We start from the raw sequence: 21973 nt of genomic DNA on the forward strand, positions 1-21973 counted from the left end.
GGCGCCCGCCCGCGGCGCACGAATCCAAAGAGCCCGGAGGCCGCGGAGCAGGCCACGCCAGCGACCGCCGCGGCCCGGCTTGGCCGGGTTGCTGGCGGTGCCCCCTCGAGGGAGGAGGAGGAACAACGCGCAGCGTGTGGCGCCTGGGGGCGCTTCACTTCACCGGGCGATGGAGGCCAGGCGCTCGTTGATGATCGCGTTGGCCTGGGCCATGATGCCGTCGATCAGCTCCTTGACCGTGGGCACGTCGTCGATCAGGCCGGCCACCATGCCGCAGGACCAGGCGCCGGCCTCCATCTCGCCGCCTTGCATGATGCGCGGGTAGACGCCGGCGACTTCCGGCAGGATGTCCTCGAACTTGATGCCGGGGCCGATGTCGCGCTCCTTCTGCAGCAGGCGCTCGACGGCGGCGTTGGTCAGCACGCGCTCGGTGTTGCGCAGCGGGCGCATCACCAGGCGGGTGTCCAGCTCGGTGGCGGCGACGATGGCCTGCTTCACGTTCTCGTGCACCGGCGCCTCCTTCGTGGCGATGAAGCGCGTGCCCATGTTCATGCCCTAGGCGCCGAGCGCCAGCGCGGCCACCAGGCTGCGGCCGTCGGCCATGCCGCCGGAGGCGACGAAGGGCACCTTCAGCTCCTCGGCCGCGCGCGGCAGCAGGATGAAGTTGGGCACGTCGTCCTCGCCGGGGTGGCCGCCGCACTCGAAGCCGTCCACGCTGATGGCGTCGCAACCAATCGATTCGGCCTTGAGCGCATGGCGCACCGAGGTGCACTTGTGGATGACCTTGATGCCATGCTCCTTCAGCGCGGGCAGCCATTTCTGCGGGTTGTTGCCCGCCGTCTCGACCGCTTTCACGCCGCCGTCGATGATGGCCTTGACGTAGCCGGGGTAGTCGGGCGGGTTGACCGAGGGCAGGAAGGTCAGGTTGACGCCGAAGGGCTTGTCGGTCATCTCGCGGCAGCGCGCGATTTCCTTGGCCAGCAGCTCGGGCGTGCGCTGCGTCAGGCCGGTGATGATGCCCAGCCCGCCGGCATTGGAGACGGCCGCGGCCAGCTCGGCCAGGCCGACGTAGTGCATGCCGCCCTGGATGATGGGGTGTTCGATGCCGAAGAGTTCGGTGATGCGGGTCTTCAAGAGGGTCTCCGAGTCGTTGTGGATGGGGTATCAGGCCGCCAGGCCCAGTTCGCGCGCTTCTTTCTCGTAGTGGGCGTACGACGCCTTGAGCGTGGCGTGGTTGAGGATCATCTCGGCCGCCAGGGTGCGGGTGCCGGCCTCGAAGACCTGGGTGCGGACCCAGACCGATTCGGTGCGCGCGCTCTCGCTCAGGGCGATGATCTCGCGCGCCAGATCATAGGCCTGGCCGACGAACAGCGGCCCCTTCACCAGCCGGATCTGCTGGCCGGCGAACAGCCCCACCGCCGGCCCGCGGCCGTGCAGGCCGGCGCGGTCACCGCTGCTGCCCAGCAGCACGCTGATCATCTCGATGGGGATGATGGCGCGGCCCCAGGGCGAGGCCGGGCCGCCCTCGGGCGTGTACCAGGGCGAGGGCTCGGTGATGGCCTTGAGCTTGGACGCCAGCGTGAACGGGTAGTAGTGGCCCATGTGCTGCTCGAAGCCCATCGTCACCGTCTCGGCCTCGGCGCCACGCTGGCCGACCTTCAGGTCGCGGTTGATCACCAGGCCGGTGGGCGGGCGCAGCTTGGCGATGCGCTGGGGGATCTCGTGCGCGGCGTCGGGCACCTCGCCCACCGACGCGGTGCCGGTCAGCACCGGCGTGCCATCGCGCTTCTCGGCCCAGATGCGCGCCACCGCCTCGCCGGCGGCGGGCGGCTGCACGAAGGCGCGCACCTCCTCGCCCTCGACCACCATGGTCTGGTAGTGGACGCTGATGCAGCCGCTTTCGAACCAGCGCGGGCCGAAGAACTGGAACAGCAGCGGGTCGAACTGGCTGAAGTGCGTGGGGCCTTCGATGGGGCCGGCGGCCAGGCCCAGGTCGGCGGCGGTCTGGTCGTCGTGGATGGACAGGTGGCCGTCGTAGGTCTGCTCGGCGAGCATCTGGCGCGGCTGGCGCGGCGGGCCGCACAGGGGAGCGGGCGCGGGGAAGCCGGGGAAGGCATCGGGAATGGGACGGGTCATGGCGGCGTGCTCGATGCGGTCGGGAATGGAGATCGAAAAAGCATAGCCCCGCGAGAGGGGGGTCGCAGTCGCCTGTGCGGCAGGCGCGCTACACCCCGCGCGCGCGGTCGGCCTGGAACGTGGCACGGAACCCGGCGAAGGCGCCGGCGTCGAGCGCCTCGCGGATCTCGCGCATGAGCCGCAGGTAATAGTGCAGGTTGTGCACCGTGGCCAGCATGGGGGCCAGCATTTCGCCGCAGCGCTCCAGGTGGTGCAGGTAGGCGCGCGAGAAGCCATCGCGCCCGCCGTCGGCCCAGGCCACGCCCGAGGCGCCGGCGCAGGCGTGGCAGGTGCAGGTTTCGTCGATGGGGCGCGGGTCGGTTTTGTGCCGGGCGTTGCGGATCTTCAGGTCGCCGAAGCGCGTGAACAGGTGGCCGTTGCGCGCGTTGCGCGTGGGCATGACGCAGTCGAACATGTCCACGCCGTGCTGCACGCCGTACACCAGGTCCTCGGGCGTGCCCACGCCCATCAGGTAGCGCGGCTTGTGCGCCGGCAGGCGGTGCGGGGTGTGGGCGGTGAGGCGCAGCATGTCTTCCTTGGGCTCGCCCACGCTGACGCCGCCGATGGCGTAGCCGGGAAAGTCCATGGCGACGAGCTGCTCCAGCGATTCCTGCCGCAGGTGCTCGAACATGCCGCCCTGCACGATGCCGAACAGGGCGTTGGGGTTGCCGAGCCGCGCGAACTCGGCTTGGCAGCGCGTGGCCCAGCGCAGGCTGAGTTCCATGCTGGCGCGCGCCTCGCGCTCGGTGGTGACGCGGCCCTGGGTCTCGTAGGGCGTGCACTCGTCGAACTGCATCACGATGTCGCTGTTCAGCACGGTCTGGATCTGCATGCTGATCTCGGGCGTGAGAAACAGCCGGTCGCCGTTGACGGGGCTGGCGAACTTGACGCCTTCCTCGCTGATCTTGCGCATCTCGCCCAGCGACCAGACCTGGAAGCCGCCCGAGTCGGTGAGGATGGGCTTGGGCCAGTTCTCGAATTGGTGCAGGCCGCCGAACTGCCGCAGCACGTCGAGCCCCGGGCGCATCCACAGGTGGAAGGTGTTGCCCAGGATGATCTGCGCGCCCATCTCGTGCAGGCTGCGCGGCATCACGCCCTTGACGGTGCCGTAGGTGCCCACGGGCATGAAGATCGGCGTCTCGACCACGCCGTGGTTGAGCGTCAGGCGCCCGCGCCGGGCGTGACTGCCCGGGTCGGTGCCGAGCACGTCGAAGCGCAGCATGGCCGCGCTCAGGCGGCGGGCGCCACCTGGGGTTTGCGAGCCGTCACCAGGAAGCCGGGCACGGGCGTTCCCCCTTCCGTGCGCAGCGTCGGCAGGTGTTCGACGATCACTTCGTCGAAGCCGGCTTCGCGGCACTGGCGTTCGACGGCCGAAGCCTTGTGCGCGTAGCGGTTGACCTTTTCGCGCAACACCAGGTCGGCCTCGTCCTCGCTGGCCGCCTCGCACGAGAAGACGAAGTGGCCGCCCGGCTTGAGGATGCGCAGCGCGTTGGGGATGACCGGGGCGAGGTCGCCCACGTAGATCAGCACGTCGGTGCAGGTGATGGCTTCGTAGTGGTCGGATGGCGTCTCGCGCAGCGCGTCCAGGACATTCACGCGGTGGAACTTGGCGTAGATACCGTGGCGGGCGGCCTCTTCGATCATCTTCTCGGACAGGTCGGCGCCGACGATGAAGCCCTCGATAGGCCCCAGGTAGAAGCCGATCAGCCCGGTGCCGCAGCCCAGATCGAGCAGGTTGAAGCGGCGGTCGGGGTGCTTCTCCAGCAGGATCTGCGCCACCCGCTCGGGCACGCGGTACTGCAGGCCGCGCACCAGGTGCAGGTCGAAATTCGGCGCATAGTCGTCGAACAGACTGGACACCAGCTCCGGCGGCTGGGTCGCGGGCGTTTGGCCGTGCGCCACGGCGTGCCAATAGCGCGCGGTGTCGTCGTAGGGCGTCACGGCCAGCAGGCGGTCGGCGTATTCGCGCGCTTGCGCTTCATCGCCTTTGGCCAGGGCGCAGTTCAGCAGGCCCTTCAAGGTTTCGTCGTGGTGGGGCGCGCGCTGGTGGATGTATTGGAGGTGCGCCGCTGCATCGTCGTGGCGCCCCAGGCTGCTCAGATGGCGGGCCAGGAACAGGCGGACGCCAGCGTTGTCGGGGAAGCGTCGCACGCCTTCCTCGGCCCAGGCCAGGGTCTGGTCGGTCTGCCCGGAGAAAAACGCCACGTTGATGGCGCCGGCCATCACCTGAACGTCCTTCGGTGCGTTCGCCAGTGCTTCCATGGCCAGGCGCATGGCCTCGTCGGCCTCCTTCTGACGGGCCAGCAACAGGGCCAGCTCGATCTGCGCGACGTGCCATCCGGGCGCCAGCGCCAGGGCCCGCCGCGCCGCCTTCGTGGCATTGGGCAGATTGCCAACGCTTTCGGCCAGGCGCATGCCAAGCAGTGGCACGCGCGCGTCCTTGGGGGCTCGTTGCTGTGCCACGTTCAAGGCCTGCGCGGCCTCTTGCAGTTGGCCGTTGGCGATGAAGCCGCGAATTTGCTGCAGTTCTGCCGTGAACTGATCGGTGGAGGAGGAAGAACTCGACATTGAAATGGACGCGAATAGAAGGGTGAGACGGCGCAGTGTCGGCATGGACACCGTTGCAGGGCGACCGCTGGTCGGCAAGTCGCCGAATTATCCGGCATCGGTCTGGACGGCACGCACCAGCCACATCGCATCCCCATAGCTGAAGAAGCGGTAGCGCGCCTCCACCGCGTGGCGGTACAGCGCCATCACGTGCGCGTGGCCGGCGAAGGCGCTGACCAGCATCATCAGCGTGCTGCGCGGCAGGTGGAAGTTGGTCACCAGCGCGTCCACCACCTGGAAGCCGAATCCCGGCGTGATGAAGATCGCCGTGTCGCCGCTGGCCTCGCCGCTGGCGGCCCATGATTCCAGCGTGCGCACCGTGGTCGTGCCCACCGCCACCACGCAGCCGCGCGCGCGCGGCAGTCGGCGATGGCGGCCTGCGTGGCCTCGGGCACGTGATAGCGCTCGCGGTGCATCACGTGCTCGGCCAGGCTTTCCGTCTTGACCGGCTGGAAGGTGCCCGCGCCCACGTGCAGCGTGACCGCCGCCCGCTGCACGCCGCGCGCGGCCAGGGCGGCCAGCAGCGCCTCGTCGAAGTGCAGCGCCGCCGTCGGCGCCGCCACGGCGCCGGGGTTGCGGGCAAACACGGTCTGGTAGCGCGAGGCGTCCTCGGCCGTGTCGGCGTGCGTGATGTACGGCGGCAGCGGCACGTGGCCGTGCGCCGCCATCAGCGCATGGGGGTCATCCGACAGGCGCAGGCGGAACAGCGGCCCGGCCGCATCGGGCCAGCGGCCCAGCAGCTCGGCCGTGAAGCCGCCCGCCATGCGCAGCACGGTGCCGGGCGGCGGCTTCTTGCTCACCTTCATGTGGGCGGCGACCTCGTGGCCGTCCAGCACGCGCTCGATCAGCAGTTCCAGCTTGCCGCCGCTGGGCTTTTTGCCGTACAGACGCGCCTTGACCACCTGCGTGTCGTTGAAGACCAGCAGATCGCCCGGCCGCAGCAGGGCGGGCAGGTCGCGGAACACCCGGTCCTCAGGCAATTCGCCGCTGCCGTCGAGCAGGCGCGAGCCGCTGCGCTCGGCGGCGGGGTGCTGGGCGATGAGTTCGGAGGGCAGCGAGAAATCGAAGTCGCTGGTGGTGAAAAGGCCCACCCCCGTGGCTCCACTCGCTGCGCGATGTTCCGCCTCCCCCCTCGAGGGGGCGCACCCACTGGCCGGGGGAACCCCGGCCACGGGTGCACTGGCATGGTTTGCTCCGCGGCCTTCGGGCTCGTTGGGTTTCATGCTATGCGGGTGATGTTGGGCGTGATGGACAACTGAAATGCTGCGGCATGGCTGATGCAGTGGGTGCGGGCAGAATTGTCCTATGCCGACCGCCGATGCCCAGCCCTTGTCAGCGCCCCAGAAGGCCCTGCGCAAGCTCGGCCTCGTGCGCGACATCGACCTGGCCCTGCACCTGCCGCTGCGCTACGAGGACGAGACGCGGCTGACTCGGCTCGCCGACGCGCGCGATGGCGACGTGGTGCAGATCGAAGGCGCGGTGACGCACCAGGAGATGGCCTACCGCCCACGCCGCCAGTTGCTGGTGACGGTGGACGACGGCGGCGCCGCCTGCGTGCTGCGCTTCTTCAACTTCTACCCCTCGCAGCAAAGGCAGATGGCGGTGGGCGCGCGCATCCGCGTGCGCGGCGAACTGCGCGGCGGCTTCGCCGGCCTGACGATGATGCACCCCACGGTGCGCGTGGCCGGCGGCGCGCTGCGCGGGCGCTCACGCCGGTCTACCCCACGGTGGCCGGGCTGCCGCAGCCCTACCTGCGCAAGGCGGTGCTGGGCGCGCTGGCGCAGGCCGACCTGTCGGAGACCATTCCGGAGGCGTTTCTAAGCAAAATTGGCCATCAGACCGCATGGGGGTTGTGTGAGTCGCTCACTTTTTTGCATCAACCGGCGCCCGATGCCTCCCTGGCCGAGCTGGGGGACCGCAGCCACCCGGCCTGGCAGCGCCTGAAGGCCGAGGAGCTGCTGGCGCAGCAGTTGTCGCAGTGGCGCGCGCGCGGTGAGCGCGAGCGCCTGCGCGCGCCCGTGCTGCGCGCCGCGCTGGGCGGCCTGCCCGAGCGGTTGCTGGCCGCGCTGCCCTTCTCGCTCACCGGCGCGCAGCGGCGCGTGGGCGAGGAGATCGCGCGCGACCTGGCACGCCCCCAGCCCATGCACCGCTTGCTGCAGGGCGACGTCGGCTCGGGCAAGACCGTGGTGGCCGCGCTGGCGGCCTGCGTCGCCATCGACGCCGGCTGGCAGTGCGCGCTGATGGCGCCCACCGAGATCCTGGCCGAGCAGCACTTCACCAAGCTGGCGCAGTGGGTCGAGCCGCTGCTGGCGCCGCGCGGCCGGCGCGTGGCCTGGCTCACTGGCAGCCAGAAGAAGAAGGAGCGCGCCGCCATGCTGGCGCTCATCGCCTCGGGCGAGGCGGCGCTGGTCATTGGCACGCACGCCGTGATTCAGGCGCAGGCGCGCTTCGCGCGGCTGGGCCTGGCCATCATCGACGAGCAGCACCGCTTCGGCGTGCAGCAAAGGCTGAGCCTGCGTCAGAAGCTATCGGAATCAGAGCAAGAACCACATTTGTTGATGATGAGCGCCACGCCCATCCCGCGCACGCTGGCGATGAGCTACTACGCCGACCTGGACGTCTCCACCCTGGACGAGCCGCCGCCCGGCCGCACGCCCGTGGTCACCAAGCTGGTGGCCGAGCATCGCCGCGACGAGGTGGCCGGGCGCATCCGCGCCCAGATCGCCGCCGGCCGGCAGGTGTACTGGGTCTGCCCGCTGATCGAGGAAAGCGAGGTGCTCGATCTGCGCCATGCCAGCGCCACGCACGAGGAGTTGAGCGCCGCCCTGCCCGGCGCGCGCGTCGGCCTGCTGCACGCGCGCCTGCCGCCGGCCGAGAAAAAGGCGGTGATGGCCGAGTTCGTCGCCGGCGCGCTGGCGGTGCTGGTCAGCACCACCGTCATCGAGGTCGGCGTGGACGTGCCCAACGCCAGCCTGATGGTCGTCGAGCACGCCGAGCGCTTCGGCCTGAGCCAGCTGCACCAGTTGCGCGGGCGCGTCGGGCGCGGCGCGGCGGCGTCGGCCTGCGTGCTGCTGTACAGCGCGCCCGAGGGCGGCCGCCTGGGCGAGACGGCGCGCGAGCGGCTGAAGGCGATGGTGCAGACCAGCGACGGCTTCGAGATCGCGCGGCGCGACCTGGCCATTCGCGGCCCGGGCGAGTTCCTGGGCGCGCGCCAATCGGGCGCCGCGCTGCTGCGCTTTGCCGACCTGGCCGAGGACGACGCGCTGTTGCAGTGGGCGCGCCGCGCGGCGCCGCTCATGTGGGACCGGTACCCGGTTTTGGCCGAGCGCCACGTTGAGCGCTGGCTGGGCGGGCGGACGGACTACCTCAAGGCTTGACCTTCGTTTCCGTTGCCCATGACGCTGCTTTCCACCCGCATCGCGTGAAACCCAAAGAGCCCAATGGCCGCGGAGCAGGCCATGCCAGTGCACCCATGGCCGGGGTTCCCCCGGCCAGTGGGTGCGCCCCCTTCAAGGGGGGAGGCGAAACATCGCGCAGCGAGTGGAGCCACGGGGGTGGCTCATTTCACCCGCTGCATGCCGGGCGGGGTCCAGCGCCCATCCGTCGCCTCGGGCTTGGGCAGGTACAGGCGCAGGTTGGTGCTGAACGGGCCGGCCGGGGCGGGCAGCCAGTTGGCTTCCTTGTCCTTGCCGGGCGACTCGTGCTGCACGTGGATGTCCAGCGAGCCGTCGGGGTTGAAGACCAGCTTGTCGCGGTCGCCGATGGCGTAGCGATTGAGCGGGTTGGCCACGAAGAACTGGTCGGCGCCGTACAGGGACAGCGACCAGAACGCCTTGGCCGGCGGCAACTGGCCCTTGTCGAAGTGCAGCACGTAGCGCGCCGCGCCCGTCAGCGGCTGGCCGTCGGGGTCGACGAAGCCGCCGGGATAGACCGCCTCCTCGGGCGTCAGGGCGCCCAGGCCGCCGCGGGCGACGAGGGCGCGCAGCAGGTAGTCCTCGCCGTAGGAGCCGATCCTGGCCATGGCCAGGTTCCAGCCGTTGCGCTGCGCGAAGCGTGAGCGGCCGGCGGCGAAGTTCTTGAGCGCATCGGGCGCGGCGCGGTTCAGGGCGCGCTGCACGGTGGGGTCGGCCCGGTTCAGGTCGAAGCCCTGGCCGGCCACCAGGCCCAGGCGCTCCAGGCGCAGCAGCATGGGGTAGTCGGCGGCGTGCGGCGGGTTGCGCTTGAGCGCTTCGGCGAACAGGGCGAAGTAGGCCGCGGGGCTCATGGTCTGCACCTGATCGACCGGCGGCGTCTTCATGTCGATGGCCGGGTCCACGCGGCCGGGCGGCGGCGTGTAGGGCTTGCCGAGGGCCGACAGCGGCACGGCGTGCAGGCCGGACTGGAGCTGGTGCACCTTGGCGTAGTCGGCCTCTCCGTTGGTCTGGATGCGGCCGGTGAGCCAGCCGCCGGCGGTGGGGCTGACGATCTTGCGCACGCCCGCCGGCAGGGGGCCTCGCCAGCCCGGGCCGACGATGGCGAACCGGCCCGTCGCCGCGCCCGTGGTGCGGGTGCCGATCGAGGCGTAGGCGTCGGTCCACATGTCCATCAGCGTCAGCGAGAAATAGCGGCCGGCGGTGTCCGGCACGGTGATGACCATCGGCTCCTGGCCCACGTCGTAGCGCACCAGGGAATACAGGGTGTCGGCGTTGGGCCGCACCACGTCCTTGAAGCTGGCGTCCGGGAAGGCCGTGGCGTGCACTAGCTGGTTGTAGGGCGCGCGCAGGCTGGCACTGTCCGGCCGCGCCACGTTGGTGGTGACGCGGTTGGTCGTTTCCATCAGCACCAGGGGGTAGGCGTAGGTGTAGGCCTCGACGCCGATCTCGTAGGCCTCGTCCTCGGTCAGCGTGGGTGCGGCGGCGCTGGCCATGGTGACGGACAAGGCCAGGCACAGGGGCATCAGCCCCCGGGCCGGACCGGTCACGGTGTGCGCGCCGCGTCGCCAGGGCGCCAGGAATGGAATCATGGAGGTCTCCTCAATGTTGTCGAGGCACGCACCATAGCACCCGGTGCGCCCGCCAACGGACCGCGCCGTCCAGCGGGCGATTCGGCGGCCCTCAGGGTTGGCGCACGAGGCCGGGCGCGGCCCAGCGGCCGTCCGCGGCTTCGGGGCGCGGCAGGTACAAGCGCAGGTTCATGCTGAAGGGGCCGGCGGGGGCGGGCAGCCAGTTGGCTTCCTTGTCCTTGCCCGGCGAGGCGTGCTGGATGTGGATGTCCAGCGAGCCATCGGCGTTGTAGGCCAGCTTGTCGCGGTCGCCGATGGCGTAGCGGTGGATGGGGTTGTCGACGAAAAACTGGTCCGGGCCGTACATGGTCAGCGACCAGAAGGCGTCCACGGGCGGCAACTGGCTCTTGTCGAAGTGCAGCACGTAGCGCGCCGCGCCGGTCAGGGGCTGGCCATCCTTGTCGAGCACGCCGCCGGGGTAGATCGCTTCCTCGGGCGGCAGCGCGCCCAGGCCCGCGTAGGCGGTGAAAGCGCGCATCATGTAGTCGTTGCCGTAGGTGCCGATCATGGCCTGCGGGGTGCTCCAGCCGTCCTTGCGCACGTAGCGGAAGCGCCCGCGCTCGACGATGCGCTTGAGCGCGTCGGGCGCGGCGCGCGCCAGGCCGCGCTGCACGGCGGGGTCGGCCTTGGCCAGGTCGAAGCCCTGGCCCGCCACCAGGCCCAGGCGCTCCATGCGCAGCACCGCCGGGTAGTCGGCCGCGTGCGGCGGGTTGTGCCTGAGGGCCTCGGCGAACAGCCCGAAGAAGGCCTGCGGCGCCAGGCCCGCCACCTGGGCGACCGGCGGCGTGGTCATGTCGACCGCCGGATCGACGCGGCCCGCCGGCGGCGCATCGGGCTTGCCCCGGCCGGACAGCGGCACCGCCTTCAGTTGCTGTTGCAACTTGCGCACGTTGGGGAAGTCCTCCGGCCCGTTGGTCTGGATGCGGCCGACGATCCAGCCCTTGTCCGTCGGGCTCACGATCTTGCGCACGCCGGCCGGCAGCGCGCCCTGCCAGCGCGGGCCGACCAGCGCGTAGTCGCCCGTGGCGCGCCCAGTGGTGCGGGTGCCGAGCGTGGCGAAGACGTCGGTCCACTGGTCCATGATCGGCACCACGAAATAGCGCCCGGCGGTGTCGGGCAGCGAGATGACCAGGGGCTCCTGGCCGACGTCGAACCACAGCATCGAGTACAGCGTGTCGGCGTTGGGGCGCACCACGTCCTTGAACTTGGCGTCCGGGTAGGTCGAGGCGTGCGTGAACTGGTTGACCGGCGCGCGCAGCTTCGCGCCGTCGGGCTGCGCCACGTTGGTGGTGATGCGGCGCGAGACCTCCATCAGCACCATCGGGTAGGCGTAGGTGTAGGCCTCCACGCCGATGGCGTAGGCCTCGTCCTCGGTCAGCGGCGGTGGCGCGGCGCTCGCCACGGAAGCCGAGAAGGCCAGGCACACGGGTGCCAGCCCCCAGGCCAGCGTCGCCGCGGTTTGGCCGGCCCGCCGCGCATGAGCCATGAATGGGATCATGGGTGTCTCCTTGTCGTTGTGAAATCGGGTCCGCGCACCATAGTGCCGAACCTGCGGGCAGACTGTCATCGCGTTTACAAAGCGGCGAAGAGACGGCCGCCCTATGATGGCCGGCGACGGGACCGCAGGAGTTGCGCAAGGAGTTGTTTTTGACCCTGACCGAACTGAAATACATCGTCGCCGTGGCCCGCGAAAAGCACTTCGGCAAGGCCGCCGAGGCCTGCTTCGTCTCGCAGCCCACGCTGTCGGTGGCGGTCAAGAAGCTGGAGGACGAGCTGGAGCTCAAGCTGTTCGAGCGCAGCGCCGGCGAGGTCACCGTCACGCCGCTGGGCGAGGCGATCGTGCGCCAGGCGCAGAGCGTGCTGGAGCAGGCGGCCCGGATCAAGGAGATCGCCCAGCGCGGCAAGGACCCGCTGGGCGGGCCGCTCAAGCTGGGCGTGATCTACACCATCGGCCCCTACCTGCTGCCCGACCTGGTGCGCCAGAACATCGCCCGCACGCCGCAGATGCCGCTGATGCTGCAGGAAAACTTCACCGTGCGCCTGCTGGAGATGCTGCGCACCGGCGAGATCGACTGCGCCATCCTGGCCGAGCCCTTCCCCGACACCGGCCTGGCCATCGCCGCGCTGTACGACGAGCCTTTCATGGCCGCCGTGCCGGCCGGCCACCCGCTGGCCGCGCAGCCGTCCGTCACCTCGCAGCAGCTGCGCAGCGAGACCATGCTGCTGCTGGGCACCGGCCACTGCTTCCGCGACCACGTGCTGCAGGTGTGCCCGGAGTTCGCGCGCTACGCCAGCGACGCCGAGGGCATCCGCAAGAGCTTCGAGGGCTCGTCGCTGGAAACCATCAAGCACATGGTCGCCGCCGGCATGGGCGTGACCCTGGTGCCGCGCCTGTCGGTGCCCGCGCCCGGCGCGCAGGGGCAGGACGCGCTGGTGCGCTACCTGCCCGTGGTGGACGACCACCCCGGCACCGCCCCGCCCACGCGGCGCGTGGTGCTGGCGTGGCGGCGCAGCTTCACGCGTTACGAGGCCATCGCCGCGCTGCGCAACGCCGTCTACGGCTGCCCGCTGCCCGGCGTCGCCCGGCTGTCCTGACGGAGATTTCAAGCAAAATCGGCCTCCAGCCGGCGTCCGCGTTGTGCCAGCCGCTATCATTTCGATTGCATGAACGCTTCGTCCCAAGCCCCCGCCGCGCCGCGCGGCAAGCCGGCGCTGTACCTCGACCTGATCCGCTGGGACCGCCCCGCCGGCTGGCTGGTGCTGCTGTGGCCCACGCTGGGCGCGCTGTGGCTGGCGGCGGGCGGCTTTCCGGGCTGGCACCTGCTGGCGGTGTTCGTGGGCGGCACCATCCTCATGCGCTCGGCCGGCTGCTGCGTCAACGACGTGGCCGACCGCGAGTTCGACCGCCACGTCAAACGCACCGCCGGGCGGCCGGTGACCACGGGGCAGGTGAGCGTGCGCGAGGCGCTGGGTCTGGGCGCCGCGCTGGCGCTGGCCGCCTTCGCGTTGGCGCTGACGACCCACCGGCTGGTCATCCTGTGGTCCGTGCCCGCGCTGCTGGTGACCATCGCCTACCCCTTCACCAAGCGCTGGTTCGCCATGCCGCAGGCGGTGCTGGGCGTCGCCTTCAGCTTCGGCATCCCGATGGCCTACGCCGCCGCGCAGGGCCGCGTGCCACTGGAGGCGCTGTGGCTGACCCTGGGCGAGATCGCCCTGGTGCTGGCCTACGACACCGAGTACGCCATGGTCGACCGCGACGACGACCTGAAGATCGGCATCCGGACCTCGGCCATCACCCTGGGCGCACTGGACGTGCCGGCGGTCATGGCCTTCTACGCCGTTTTCCTGTCGATCTGGCTCTGGGTTGGCGTCCAGCATGCGCCTTCAGCTATTCTTTACATAGCATTCGGGCTGGCCGCCGCGCAGGCGCTGTGGCACTACACGCTGATCCGCGGGCGCACGCGCGAGGGCTGCTTCACCGCCTTCAGGCAGAACCACTGGCTCGGCTTCACGGTTTTCGCGGGCATCGCGCTGGCGCTGGCATGGGTGCGTTGAATGGTCGGCTGAGCTGGATGCTGGCGCCGGTCGCCGCTATGCGCCAGTCCTGCTTGAGATGGGAACGAACCGCCGATCGGCGCCGAGGCCAGGCTATTGGCGATGGGCCATCCTTCCGGCATCCACGATCCGGTCGTAGGTCGCCTCATCCAGGAATCCCAGTGATACAGCGGCAGCGCGCGGCGTCATTCCCTGCGCGAGCGCCGCGGCGGTGATCTTCGCCACCCGGTCGTACCCAAGGTGCGGATTCAAGGCCGTCGCCAGCAGCAGCGCGTTCTCGACGTTGCCGGCCAGGCGCGCAGGGTCCACCGCGATACCCTGAACCAGTCGCCGGGCCAGCACGCCCGCCGCATCGGCCAGCACGCGGATCGATTGCAGCAGGTTGGCGATCAGCACGGGCTTGGCGACGTTCAGCTCGAAATTGCCCGACGCGTTGGCCAGGGTGATGGTCACGTGGTTGCCCATGGCCTGCATGCAGGCCTGCGCCAGCACCTCCGCGATCGTCGGGTTGCGCTTGCCCGGCATGATCGAACTCGTGAGGCCGTCATCCGGAATCTTCAGCTCCCCCAGGCCGCAGCGCGGGCCGGATCCGAGCCAGCGCAGATCGTTGGCGATCTTGAGCAGCGAAGTCGCCAGCACGTTCAGCGCGCCTGACACCTCGACCAGTGCGTCGTGCGCCGCCATGCCCTCGAACTTCGAGGCATTGGGCGAGAAGCCGTGGCCCGTGAGTGCGCCGATCTCCTCGCAGAAGAAGACATCGAACGCCGGCGGCGCGTTCAGACCCGTGCCGGCCGCCGTCCCGCCCTGCGGCAGCGACAAAAGCCGCGGCAGGGTGGCGTCGATTCGTTCGATGCCATGCCCGACCTGGCGGGCGAAGGTGTCGAAGGTCTGCCCCATCGTCATCGGCACGGCGTCCATCAGGTGAGTGCGCGCGATCTTCAGGACGTCGGCAAACGCGTCGGCACGCTCCCGCAGACTGTCCCGCAGCAATGCGAGCGCTGGCTTCAGCCGCTGCTCCAGCTCCAGCACCGCGACCAGGTGCATGACGGTCGGGAAGCTGTCGTTGGACGATTGCGACGCGTTGACGTGATCGTTGGGATGCACCGGGGATTTGGTGCCCAGCGGCTGGCCCATCAGCTCGTTGGCCCGGTTCGCGATCACCTCGTTCGCGTTCATGTTCGTCTGCGTGCCCGAGCCGGTTTGCCAGATGGTGAGCGGGAAGTGCGTGTCGAAGCGGCCGTCGCGCAGCTCAGCGGCAGCCGCCACGATCGGTTCTGCCAGCATCGCCTTGAGCGCACCGCAACGCAGGTTGGCGCGCGCGGCCGCCATCTTCTGCAGGCCGAACGCGCGGATCAGACACGCGGGAAAGCGCTCCTCGCCGACTTCAAAGACGCCAAGCGCGCGCTGCGTTTGCGCGCCCCAGTAGCGGTCCGCGGGAATCTCGACGGGTCCGAAGGCGTCATGCTCGGTGCGTGATGTGTCCATGTTCACTCCAGTGGGATGCGGGTCTTGGCCGCGACGGTTTCTCAACGTGCGGCCTCGCGTCCATATTGGCCCCGCACCGCGCCCAGGGTGGGCGCGGCGGGCGCTCAGTTGAGTTGGATCTTGGCCTCGGCCGTTACCTTGCGCCACCGATCCACCTCGTCGGCCGTGTGTTTGGCGAACGCGGCGGGCGCGACCTGCGCCTCGGGCAGCAACTGGATGCCGGCGGCGGCCATGCGGTCGGTCCACGCCTTGTCGGCCAGCGCCTTGAGGTAGGCCGCGTGCATCTTCTGGATCGCGTCCTGCGGCGTGCCCTTGGGTGCGTACAGCCCGTACCAGGTGGCGGCCTCGAAGCCGGGCAGGCCCTGGTCGGCCAGCGGCGCGACGCCGGGGTACTGTTGGGGCATGGGCTTGAGGGACGTCAGCGCGATGGCGTTGAGCCGCCCGCCCTGCACCTGGGGCAGCGCTGTGTTGCTCTGATCGAAGATGGCATCGACCTGCCCGCCGATCAGGTCGTTGACGGCCGGCGCGACACCCTTGTACGACACCTGCGACACGGCGATGCCGGCCCGGGACGCGAACAGCGCGGCGATCAGGTGCGAGGTGGAGCCGACCCCGGCGTTGGCGAAGTTCACCGTGCCGGGGTTGGCCTTGGCGAAGGCGATCAGGTCGGTGGCGGTCTTGTATTTGGAGTTCTTGCCGGCCAGCAGGACCAGCGGCGTGTCCGGGAAGCGGAACACCGCGTCGAAGTCCTTGACCGGGTCGTAGGCCAACTTCTTGTACAGCGACGGGCCGGCGCCCATGTAGCCCAGGTGGCCCACCAGGAAGGTGTAGCCGTCGGGCTTGGAGCGGGCCGCCTTGGTGGCGCCGATGGTGCCGCCGGCGCCGGCGACGTTCTCGATCACGATGGGCTGGCCGAGCTGGCGGCCGACCTTGTCGGCGATGTCGCGCGCCATGCCGTCGGTGGGGCCGCCGGCGGCGAAGGGCACGATCCAGGTCAGGGCCTTGTTCGGCCAGGCCTGGGCCAGGGACAGCGGCGCGGCGGCCGCGAGGGCGGCGGCGAGGCACAGGCGGCGCAGGGTGTTCGGGCGGGATGCGTTCATGATGAATCTCTCCTGGGGTGGGGTGGTGGCGGGGAAATCGGGGGGCGGGCTCGGGGCGCCTCAGGCGCCGCACTGCCGGGATGCGGCCAGCGCGCGATCCACCATCCGCGGCGCGAGGCCCAGGTAGTTCGCGGGGTCGGTGAGGCGGTCGATCGTGGCGCGGTCCACGTGCGCGGTCACGGCGGGCAGCGCGGCCAGCGCCTCGGCCAGCGTGCCGCCCTGTTCGTTGACGGTGCGGCAGGCGTCGTAGACCACGTCGTGCGCCTGCTGGCGGCCGATGTGCGGGGCCAGCCCCATCATCACGGCCTCGGCCACGATCAGGCCGCGGCTGATGCCGAGGTTGTGGCGCATGCGCGCCTCGTCCACGATCAGGCCCGAGAGCGCGAACTTGGCCTGGTGCAGCGCCCCGGCCGTGAGCACGAAGCTCTCGGGAATGGCGATCCACTCGGCGTGCCAGGGGCCGGTGGCGCGCTCGAAGTCGTGGATCATCGCGTCCACCATCAGCCCGGCGTGCTGGCGCACGGCCTTGGCGGCGGCCAGCATCAGCTCGCTGGAGATGGGGTTGCGCTTCTGCGGCATGGTGCTGCTCGCGCCGCGCCCCTTGACGAAGGGCTCGTATACCTCGGCGAACTCGGTGGACGCCATGATCATGATGTCCAGCGCGATCTTGCCCAGCGAGCCGGTGACCAGCGCCAGCAGGTTCACTGCCTCGGCGAAACCGTCGCGCGCCACGTGCCAGGTGGTGGCCGGCACGCCCAGGCCCAGCTCGTCGGCCAGCGCGGCCTGCACCTCGAAGCCCTTGTCACCCAACGAGGCCAGCGTGCCGGCGGCACCGGCGAACTCGACCACCAGCACGCGGCCCTTCAGCTCGGCCAGCCGCTGCTGGTGGCGGTCGAACATGGCCAACCAGATCGCGGCCTTGTAGCCGAAGGTGACCGGCAGGGCCTGCTGCAGGTGCGTGCGGCCGGCCATGGGCGTGTCGCGGTGCTTCTCCGCCAGGCCGGCGAGGATGGCACGCAGCTCGCGGATGTCGGCCTCGACGAGGGCCAGCGCATCGCGCACCTGCAGCACGTTGGCGGTGTCCATGATGTCCTGCGTGGTCGCACCCCAGTGGATGTAGCGGCCGGCGTCGCCGCACAGCGCGACGAGCTGGTGCACCAGCGGCAGGATGGGGTAGCCGACGATGTCGGTCTCATGGCGCATGTGGTCGAAGTCGATGCGGTCGAGCCGCGACTCGCGCGCGATGACTTCGGCGGCGTCGGCCGGGATGACGCCGCAGCGCGCCTCGGCGCGGGCCAGCGCGACCTCGACCTCGATGTAGCGGGCGATCAACTGGCGGTCGGAGAACACCTCGCGCATGCGGGGCGTGCCGAAGGCGTCGCGGAACAGGATCGAATCCAGGACGGTGCTGGTCATGGGAGGGGGTGAAGCGGTCACGGGGTCTCCAGGTTGGCTAATATGTCGGGCATTGATCGAACATGTTTATTTGTTCGAACATATAAAGTCTAAATATGTTCGAACATAGAAAATACTGGGGTTTACCCTGATGAAGTTGCGCATGAGCATCACGTCAAGCCACGACCTGGCCCGCCACCTGACGGAGGCGATCGCCTCCGGCCAGCAAGAGGTGGGCTCGCTGCTGCCGACCGAGTTCGAGCTGTGCGCGCGCCACGGCCTGAGCCGCTACGCCGTGCGCAAGGCACTGGACGAGCTGCAGGAGCAGGGGCTGGTCTCGCGCCGCAAGAACGTCGGCACGCGCGTCGAGGCGCGCGCGCCGAGGCAGGGGTTCACACAGTCGATCGTGACGGCGGAAGAACTGGCGCAGTTCGGCTCCCGGCACGTGCGCCAGGTGCGCGAGGTCGTGCCGGTGGTGGCCGACCTGGCGCTGGCCGGCGAACTGGGCGTGCCGGGCGGCACGCGGCTGCTGCGCCTGTCGAGCCTGCGCATGGAGGCCGGCGGGCAGGGCCGCCCGATGGGCTGGACGGACGTCTACGTGGACGAGCGCTTCGCCGGGATCGAGGCGCTGGCGCGCCAGTCACCCGACCGGCTGGTGAGCGCGCTGATCGAGGAGCGCTACGGCACCGCCATCGCGCGCATCCGGCAGGAGATCGGCGCCATCACGCTGTCTCCGGCGCTGGCGGCCGAACTGCAGGCGGAGCCGGGGGCGGCGGCGCTCAAGATCACGCGTTCCTACCTCGACGCCGAGGGCGAGGCGATCGAGATCTCGGTGTCCATCCACCCGGCGGACCGCTTCACGCTGACCATGGAGATGAACCGGTCCCGGGAGCGCGGCGCCTGAGGCCGCGGCACGGCTTCTCAGCGCCCGAACTCGTCGCCCAGTTGCCTGGCGCGCGCGCAGGCCGCCTGCATGGCCTCGATGAAGGACGCCTTCATGCCCGCTTGCTCCATCGCCGCCAGCGCGGCGTGGGTGGTGCCGCCCTTGCTGGTCACGCGCTCGCGCAGCACGGCCAGCGGTTCGGGTGAGTCGGCCGCCAGTGCGCTACCGCCGGCGAAAGTGCCCACGGCCAGGTGGCGCGCCTGCTCGGCGCTCAGGCCCAGTTCGACTCCGGCCTGCTGCATGGCTTCGAGGAAGTAGAAGACGTAGGCTGGGCCGGAGCCGGACAGCGCGGTCACGGCGTCGAGCTGTGCCTCGCGCTCCACCCACAGCGCGTCGCCAGTGGTGCGGATCACGGCCTCGGCCAGCGCGCGGTCGGCGGCGCCCACGCTGGAGCTGGCGAACAGCCCGGTCATGCCCCGGCCGACCAGCGCCGGCGTGTTGGGCATGCAGCGCACGATGCGGTCCGTGCCGGTGGCGGCGGCGATGTCGCCCAGGCGGATGCCGGCCATCACCGACAGTTGCATCGCCTGGCCGATGTGCGGCGCGGCGGCCGCGGCCGCTTCGCGGAAGCTCTGCGGCTTGACGGCCCAGACGACCAGCCCGGCGCCGGCCAGGAAGTCGCCGGCGGCCGGCCGGGCCTCGACCGCGTGGCGCTGCCGCAGGCTGTTGCGTGAGCCCTCGAACGGCTCCACCACCGCGATCCGCTGCGCCGGCAGGCCCTGCCGGACCAGCCCGCCGATGATGGCGCTGGCCATGTTGCCGCCGCCGATGAAGGCGATGCGGGTGGAAGCGGGGAGGGCGGTGGCGGTGTTCATGGCGCGGCAGTGTAGGCCAGGCTATTCGACGACCTCGAAGGCGGCGAACTGCGTCACCTGCAGTGGGTTGAAGTTGTCGTCGGTCATCATCACCAGCGTCCGGCCGCCGGCCGCCCGGGCGGGGCCCCTGGGGGCAGCGCGGCATGCGAAGCAGCGGAGCTTGGGGGCGACGTCCAGCCTCCGGGCAGAGGCGGCCCCCAGGCCATGGCCTCGAAGTTGTCCACGTGCGGCAGGCCGCTGGCGCGCAGGTCGAGCAGCAGGCGCTTGGGCGTGGGGCGGTAGCGGCCGGGGCGCAGGGTGTCGATGCCCAGGGTGTCGCTGGCGCCGCGCAGGTCGGCCTCGTACAGCCGCGCGGACACGCCGGTGGCGGGGGTCCAGGCGCGCTCCAGCACCCACAGGCGATGCTCGTCGGCCACCAGGACTTCGGCCACGCCGCTCTCGGCCGGGCCGTGGGGCAGGGCCATGCCGAAGGGCAGGGGTTCGGGCAGGTAGGCCACCTGCCGGTCGGCGCGGCCGCGGGCCAGGTCGAACCGGGTGATGCGGCACGGGCCGGCCGGGGCGCCGGGGCCGCCGGCGTCCTGCGCCAGCGCGCTTTCCATGCCGGCCCAGGCGTGGCGGCCGTCGGGGGTGGTGGCCAGGGCCTCCAGCGTTTCGTTGTTGCGCGGGCCGCGGCCGCGCGCGCCGGTCTGGCGCAGCAGCGGGGGCAGGGGCAGCTCGCGCAGCAGGCGGCCGTCGAGCGCGCTCTCGTACAGCGCCGGCGGAATGCGGGCGCGCAGGTCGCCTTCACTGGTCCACAGCAGGGTGGTGGCGCCGGTGGCTTCGTCCTGCCGCAGCGCCAGCGCCTCGGGATCGACACGGTGGCGCGGGAAGGGCTGGCCGTCGGGGCCGAGCAGGGTGATGACGTCCACCCATTGCGGCAGCAGTGGCTGGCCGGCCGCGAAGGGCGGCAGGCGCAGCACGTAGCAGCGCGCCGGGGCGTGGCGGCTGCGGTCGTCGGACAGCGCGTACCAGAGGCCGGTGCGCGCGTCCCCGGCCAGGCCGGAGAGGCCGCCGATGGTCGTGTTCTGGAACGACTGCCCGCTGGCCAGGCTGCCGTGCGCGATCAGCTTCAGCGCGGGCGTGCCGGCGGCGGGCGGCTGCAGGGCGCGGGCACCGCCGCCAAGGAGCGCGGCGGCGCCAGCCAGCGCGCGCAGGGCGGCGCGGCGGCTGAGCGGGGGCGTGCGATCGGGTCCGGTCATGGCTGCGCAGTGTAGAGGGAGGCGATGGGCAGGCCGGGTGGCTTCGGCTACGCTTGCCGCCATGAGCTACCTCCTGGCCCTCGACCAAGGCACCACCAGCAGCCGCGCCATCGCCTTCGACCGCGACGGGCGCGTGGCGGCGCTGGCGCAGCGCGAGTTCGCGCAGCACTTTCCGCGGCCCGGCTGGGTGGAGCACGACGCGCAAGATATTTGGGCGACGCAGTTGGCCGTGGCACGGGAATGTATACAGAAACTGCCTCCAGCCAGTACCCGCATTGTGCCATCAGCTCCTGAAATAATAGCGATCGGCATCGCCAACCAGCGCGAGACCACGGTGCTGTGGGACCGCGCCACGGGCGCGCCGGTGGCGCCCGCCATCGTCTGGCAGGACCGCCGCACGGCGGCGCGCTGCGAGCAGCTGCGGCGCGCCGGCCAGGCCGGGCCGATCCAGCGCAAGACCGGGCTGGTGCTGGACGCCTACTTCTCCGCCACCAAGCTGGAGTGGCTGCTGGAGCAGGTGCCCGGCGCGCGCGCCCGCGCCGAGGCGGGCGAGCTGGCCTTCGGCACCATCGACAGCTGGCTCATCCACAAGCTGACCGGCGGGCGCGTGCACGCCACCGACCCCGGCAACGCCGCGCGCACCATGCTGATGGACATCCACCGGCTGGCGTGGGACGACGAGCTGCTGCGCCTGTTCGGCATCCCGCGCGCGGTGCTGCCGCGCATCGTGCCCTCCAGCGGTGTGCTGGGCGAGACCGCGCCCGGCCTGCTGGGCGCCGCGCCCATCCCCATCGCCGGCGTGGCGGGCGACCAGCAGGCCGCCACCTTCGGCCAGGCCTGCTTCGCGCCCGGCATGGCCAAGAACACCTACGGCACCGGCTGCTTCATGCTGATGAACACCGGCGCCAAGGCCCGGCCCAGCCGCAACCGGCTGCTCGCCACCGTCGGCTGGCAGGGGCCGGCGCAGGCCGGGGCCCACCGCACAGCGTACTGCCTGGAGGGCTCGGTCTTCATGGCCGGCGCCACGGTGCAGTGGCTGCGCGACGGCCTGCAGATCATCCGGAGCGCGGCCGAGGTCGAGCCGCTGGCCGCCAGCGTGCCCGACACGGGCGACGTCTTCCTGGTGCCCGCCTTCGCCGGCCTGGGCGCGCCGGACTGGGACGGCCGCGCGCGCGGCACCCTGGTCGGCTTGACGCGCGGCACCACGCGCGCCCACATCGCCCGCGCCGCGCTGGAGGCCATCGCGCTGCAGTCGGCCGACCTGTTCGGCGCCATGAGCCGCGACGCCGGCCTGCCGCTGACCGAGCTGCGCGTGGACGGCGGCGCCAGCCGCAACGACCTGCTGATGCAGCTGCAGGCCGACCTGCTGGGCGTGCCCGTGGTGCGCCCGCGCGTCACCGAGACCACCGCCCTGGGCGTGGCCTACTTGGCCGGGCTGGCCACCGGCGTGTGGCGCGACGGCGCGGCCATCGCCGCGCAGTGGTCGGCCGAGCGGCGCTTCGAGCCGCGCTTGCCCGAGCCCGCGCGGCGCGCCCGCCTGGCGCGCTGGCGCGAGGCCGTCGAGCGCGCGCGCGGCTGGGCCCGCGACGGGGCCGCCGGGTGAGCGGGCGAGGGCGTGA

The 21973-nt window shown here is 71.1% G+C and carries 14 protein-coding genes and 3 pseudogenes; 5 read left to right on the forward strand and 12 right to left on the reverse strand.

Translation table 11 applies throughout. The features are described 5' to 3' along the window. Positions 1–159: 159 nt before the first annotated feature. The 5 genes and pseudogenes from IPG65_RS08140 to queA form a co-directional block, all read right to left on the reverse strand. A pseudogene (locus IPG65_RS08140) lies at positions 160–1134 on the reverse strand (nitronate monooxygenase family protein). 30 nt (positions 1135–1164) lie between these two features. Then, positions 1165–2136 (reverse strand): hypothetical protein, encoded by a 972-nt coding sequence (locus IPG65_RS08145; RefSeq protein WP_293188727.1) that lies wholly within the window; start codon positions 2134–2136, stop codon positions 1165–1167. Between the two features lie 88 nt (positions 2137–2224). Continuing rightward, the gene (gene tgt, locus IPG65_RS08150; protein ID WP_293188728.1) at positions 2225–3397 is read right to left on the reverse strand and encodes a tRNA guanosine(34) transglycosylase Tgt; all 1173 of its coding nucleotides are present in this window, start codon (positions 3395–3397) and stop codon (positions 2225–2227) included. Between the two features lie 8 nt (positions 3398–3405). Then, positions 3406–4743, reverse strand: coding sequence for a tetratricopeptide repeat protein (locus IPG65_RS08155; protein ID WP_293188729.1), 1338 nt, complete (start codon positions 4741–4743; stop codon positions 3406–3408). 87 nt (positions 4744–4830) lie between these two features. Then, positions 4831–5873 (reverse strand): annotated as a pseudogene (queA, locus tag IPG65_RS08160) (tRNA preQ1(34) S-adenosylmethionine ribosyltransferase-isomerase QueA). Between the two features lie 214 nt (positions 5874–6087). Here queA and recG point away from each other — a divergent pair. Further along, positions 6088–8159, forward strand: a pseudogene (gene recG, locus IPG65_RS08165) (ATP-dependent DNA helicase RecG). Positions 8160–8341: 182 nt separating this feature from the next. On the opposite strand, the gene IPG65_RS08170 reads toward recG, so the two are convergent. After that, on the reverse strand, positions 8342–9784 hold the full coding sequence (locus tag IPG65_RS08170; RefSeq protein WP_293188730.1) for a DUF1254 domain-containing protein: 1443 nt from the start codon (positions 9782–9784) through the stop codon (positions 8342–8344). 91 nt (positions 9785–9875) lie between these two features. Further along, positions 9876–11321: a DUF1254 domain-containing protein gene (locus IPG65_RS08175; RefSeq protein ID WP_293188731.1), complete on the reverse strand. Its 1446-nt coding sequence runs from the start codon at positions 11319–11321 to the stop codon at positions 9876–9878. Positions 11322–11470: 149 nt separating this feature from the next. Here IPG65_RS08175 and IPG65_RS08180 point away from each other — a divergent pair, with 149 nt between their 5' ends. Together IPG65_RS08180 and ubiA are read left to right on the forward strand one after the other, a co-directional pair. Then, complete coding sequence (locus tag IPG65_RS08180; RefSeq protein WP_293188732.1) at positions 11471–12418, forward strand: LysR substrate-binding domain-containing protein; 948 nt, start codon at positions 11471–11473, stop codon at positions 12416–12418. A 69-nt stretch (positions 12419–12487) separates the two neighbouring features. Then, positions 12488–13378, forward strand: coding sequence for a 4-hydroxybenzoate octaprenyltransferase (ubiA, locus tag IPG65_RS08185; protein WP_293188733.1), 891 nt, complete (start codon positions 12488–12490; stop codon positions 13376–13378). 93 nt (positions 13379–13471) lie between these two features. Here the strand turns inward: ubiA and IPG65_RS08190 are convergent, their stop codons facing one another. The 3 genes from IPG65_RS08190 to pcaB form a co-directional block, all read right to left on the reverse strand. Continuing rightward, positions 13472–14863, reverse strand: a complete 1392-nt coding sequence (locus tag IPG65_RS08190) for a lyase family protein (protein WP_293188734.1) — start codon at positions 14861–14863, stop codon at positions 13472–13474. A 104-nt stretch (positions 14864–14967) separates the two neighbouring features. Continuing rightward, positions 14968–15963 carry a tripartite tricarboxylate transporter substrate-binding protein gene (locus tag IPG65_RS08195; protein ID WP_293188735.1) on the reverse strand — a complete coding sequence of 332 codons (996 nt, stop codon included), beginning with the start codon at positions 15961–15963 and terminating at the stop codon, positions 14968–14970. A gap of 60 nt (positions 15964–16023) precedes the next feature. Continuing rightward, complete coding sequence (gene pcaB, locus IPG65_RS08200; RefSeq protein WP_293188736.1) at positions 16024–17379, reverse strand: 3-carboxy-cis,cis-muconate cycloisomerase; 1356 nt, start codon at positions 17377–17379, stop codon at positions 16024–16026. Positions 17380–17521: 142 nt separating this feature from the next. On the opposite strand from pcaB, the gene IPG65_RS08205 reads away from it, so the two are divergent. Beyond that, entirely contained in the window at positions 17522–18262 is a 741-nt protein-coding gene (locus IPG65_RS08205; protein WP_293188737.1) for a GntR family transcriptional regulator, read from the forward strand. A gap of 17 nt (positions 18263–18279) precedes the next feature. Here IPG65_RS08205 and proC read toward each other — a convergent pair whose 3' ends face one another. Together proC and IPG65_RS08215 are read right to left on the reverse strand one after the other, a co-directional pair. Further along, entirely contained in the window at positions 18280–19116 is an 837-nt protein-coding gene (gene proC, locus IPG65_RS08210) for a pyrroline-5-carboxylate reductase (protein ID WP_293188738.1), read from the reverse strand. Positions 19117–19205: 89 nt separating this feature from the next. After that, entirely contained in the window at positions 19206–20354 is a 1149-nt protein-coding gene (locus tag IPG65_RS08215) for an esterase-like activity of phytase family protein (RefSeq protein WP_293188739.1), read from the reverse strand. Positions 20355–20415: 61 nt separating this feature from the next. Here IPG65_RS08215 and glpK point away from each other — a divergent pair, with 61 nt between their 5' ends. Further along, entirely contained in the window at positions 20416–21957 is a 1542-nt protein-coding gene (gene glpK / locus IPG65_RS08220; RefSeq protein ID WP_293188740.1) for a glycerol kinase GlpK, read from the forward strand. Positions 21958–21973: the final 16 nt, after the last annotated feature.

It is taken from the genome of Ottowia sp. (genome assembly GCF_016703145.1).
GTDB lineage: Bacteria > Pseudomonadota > Gammaproteobacteria > Burkholderiales > Burkholderiaceae_C > Ottowia.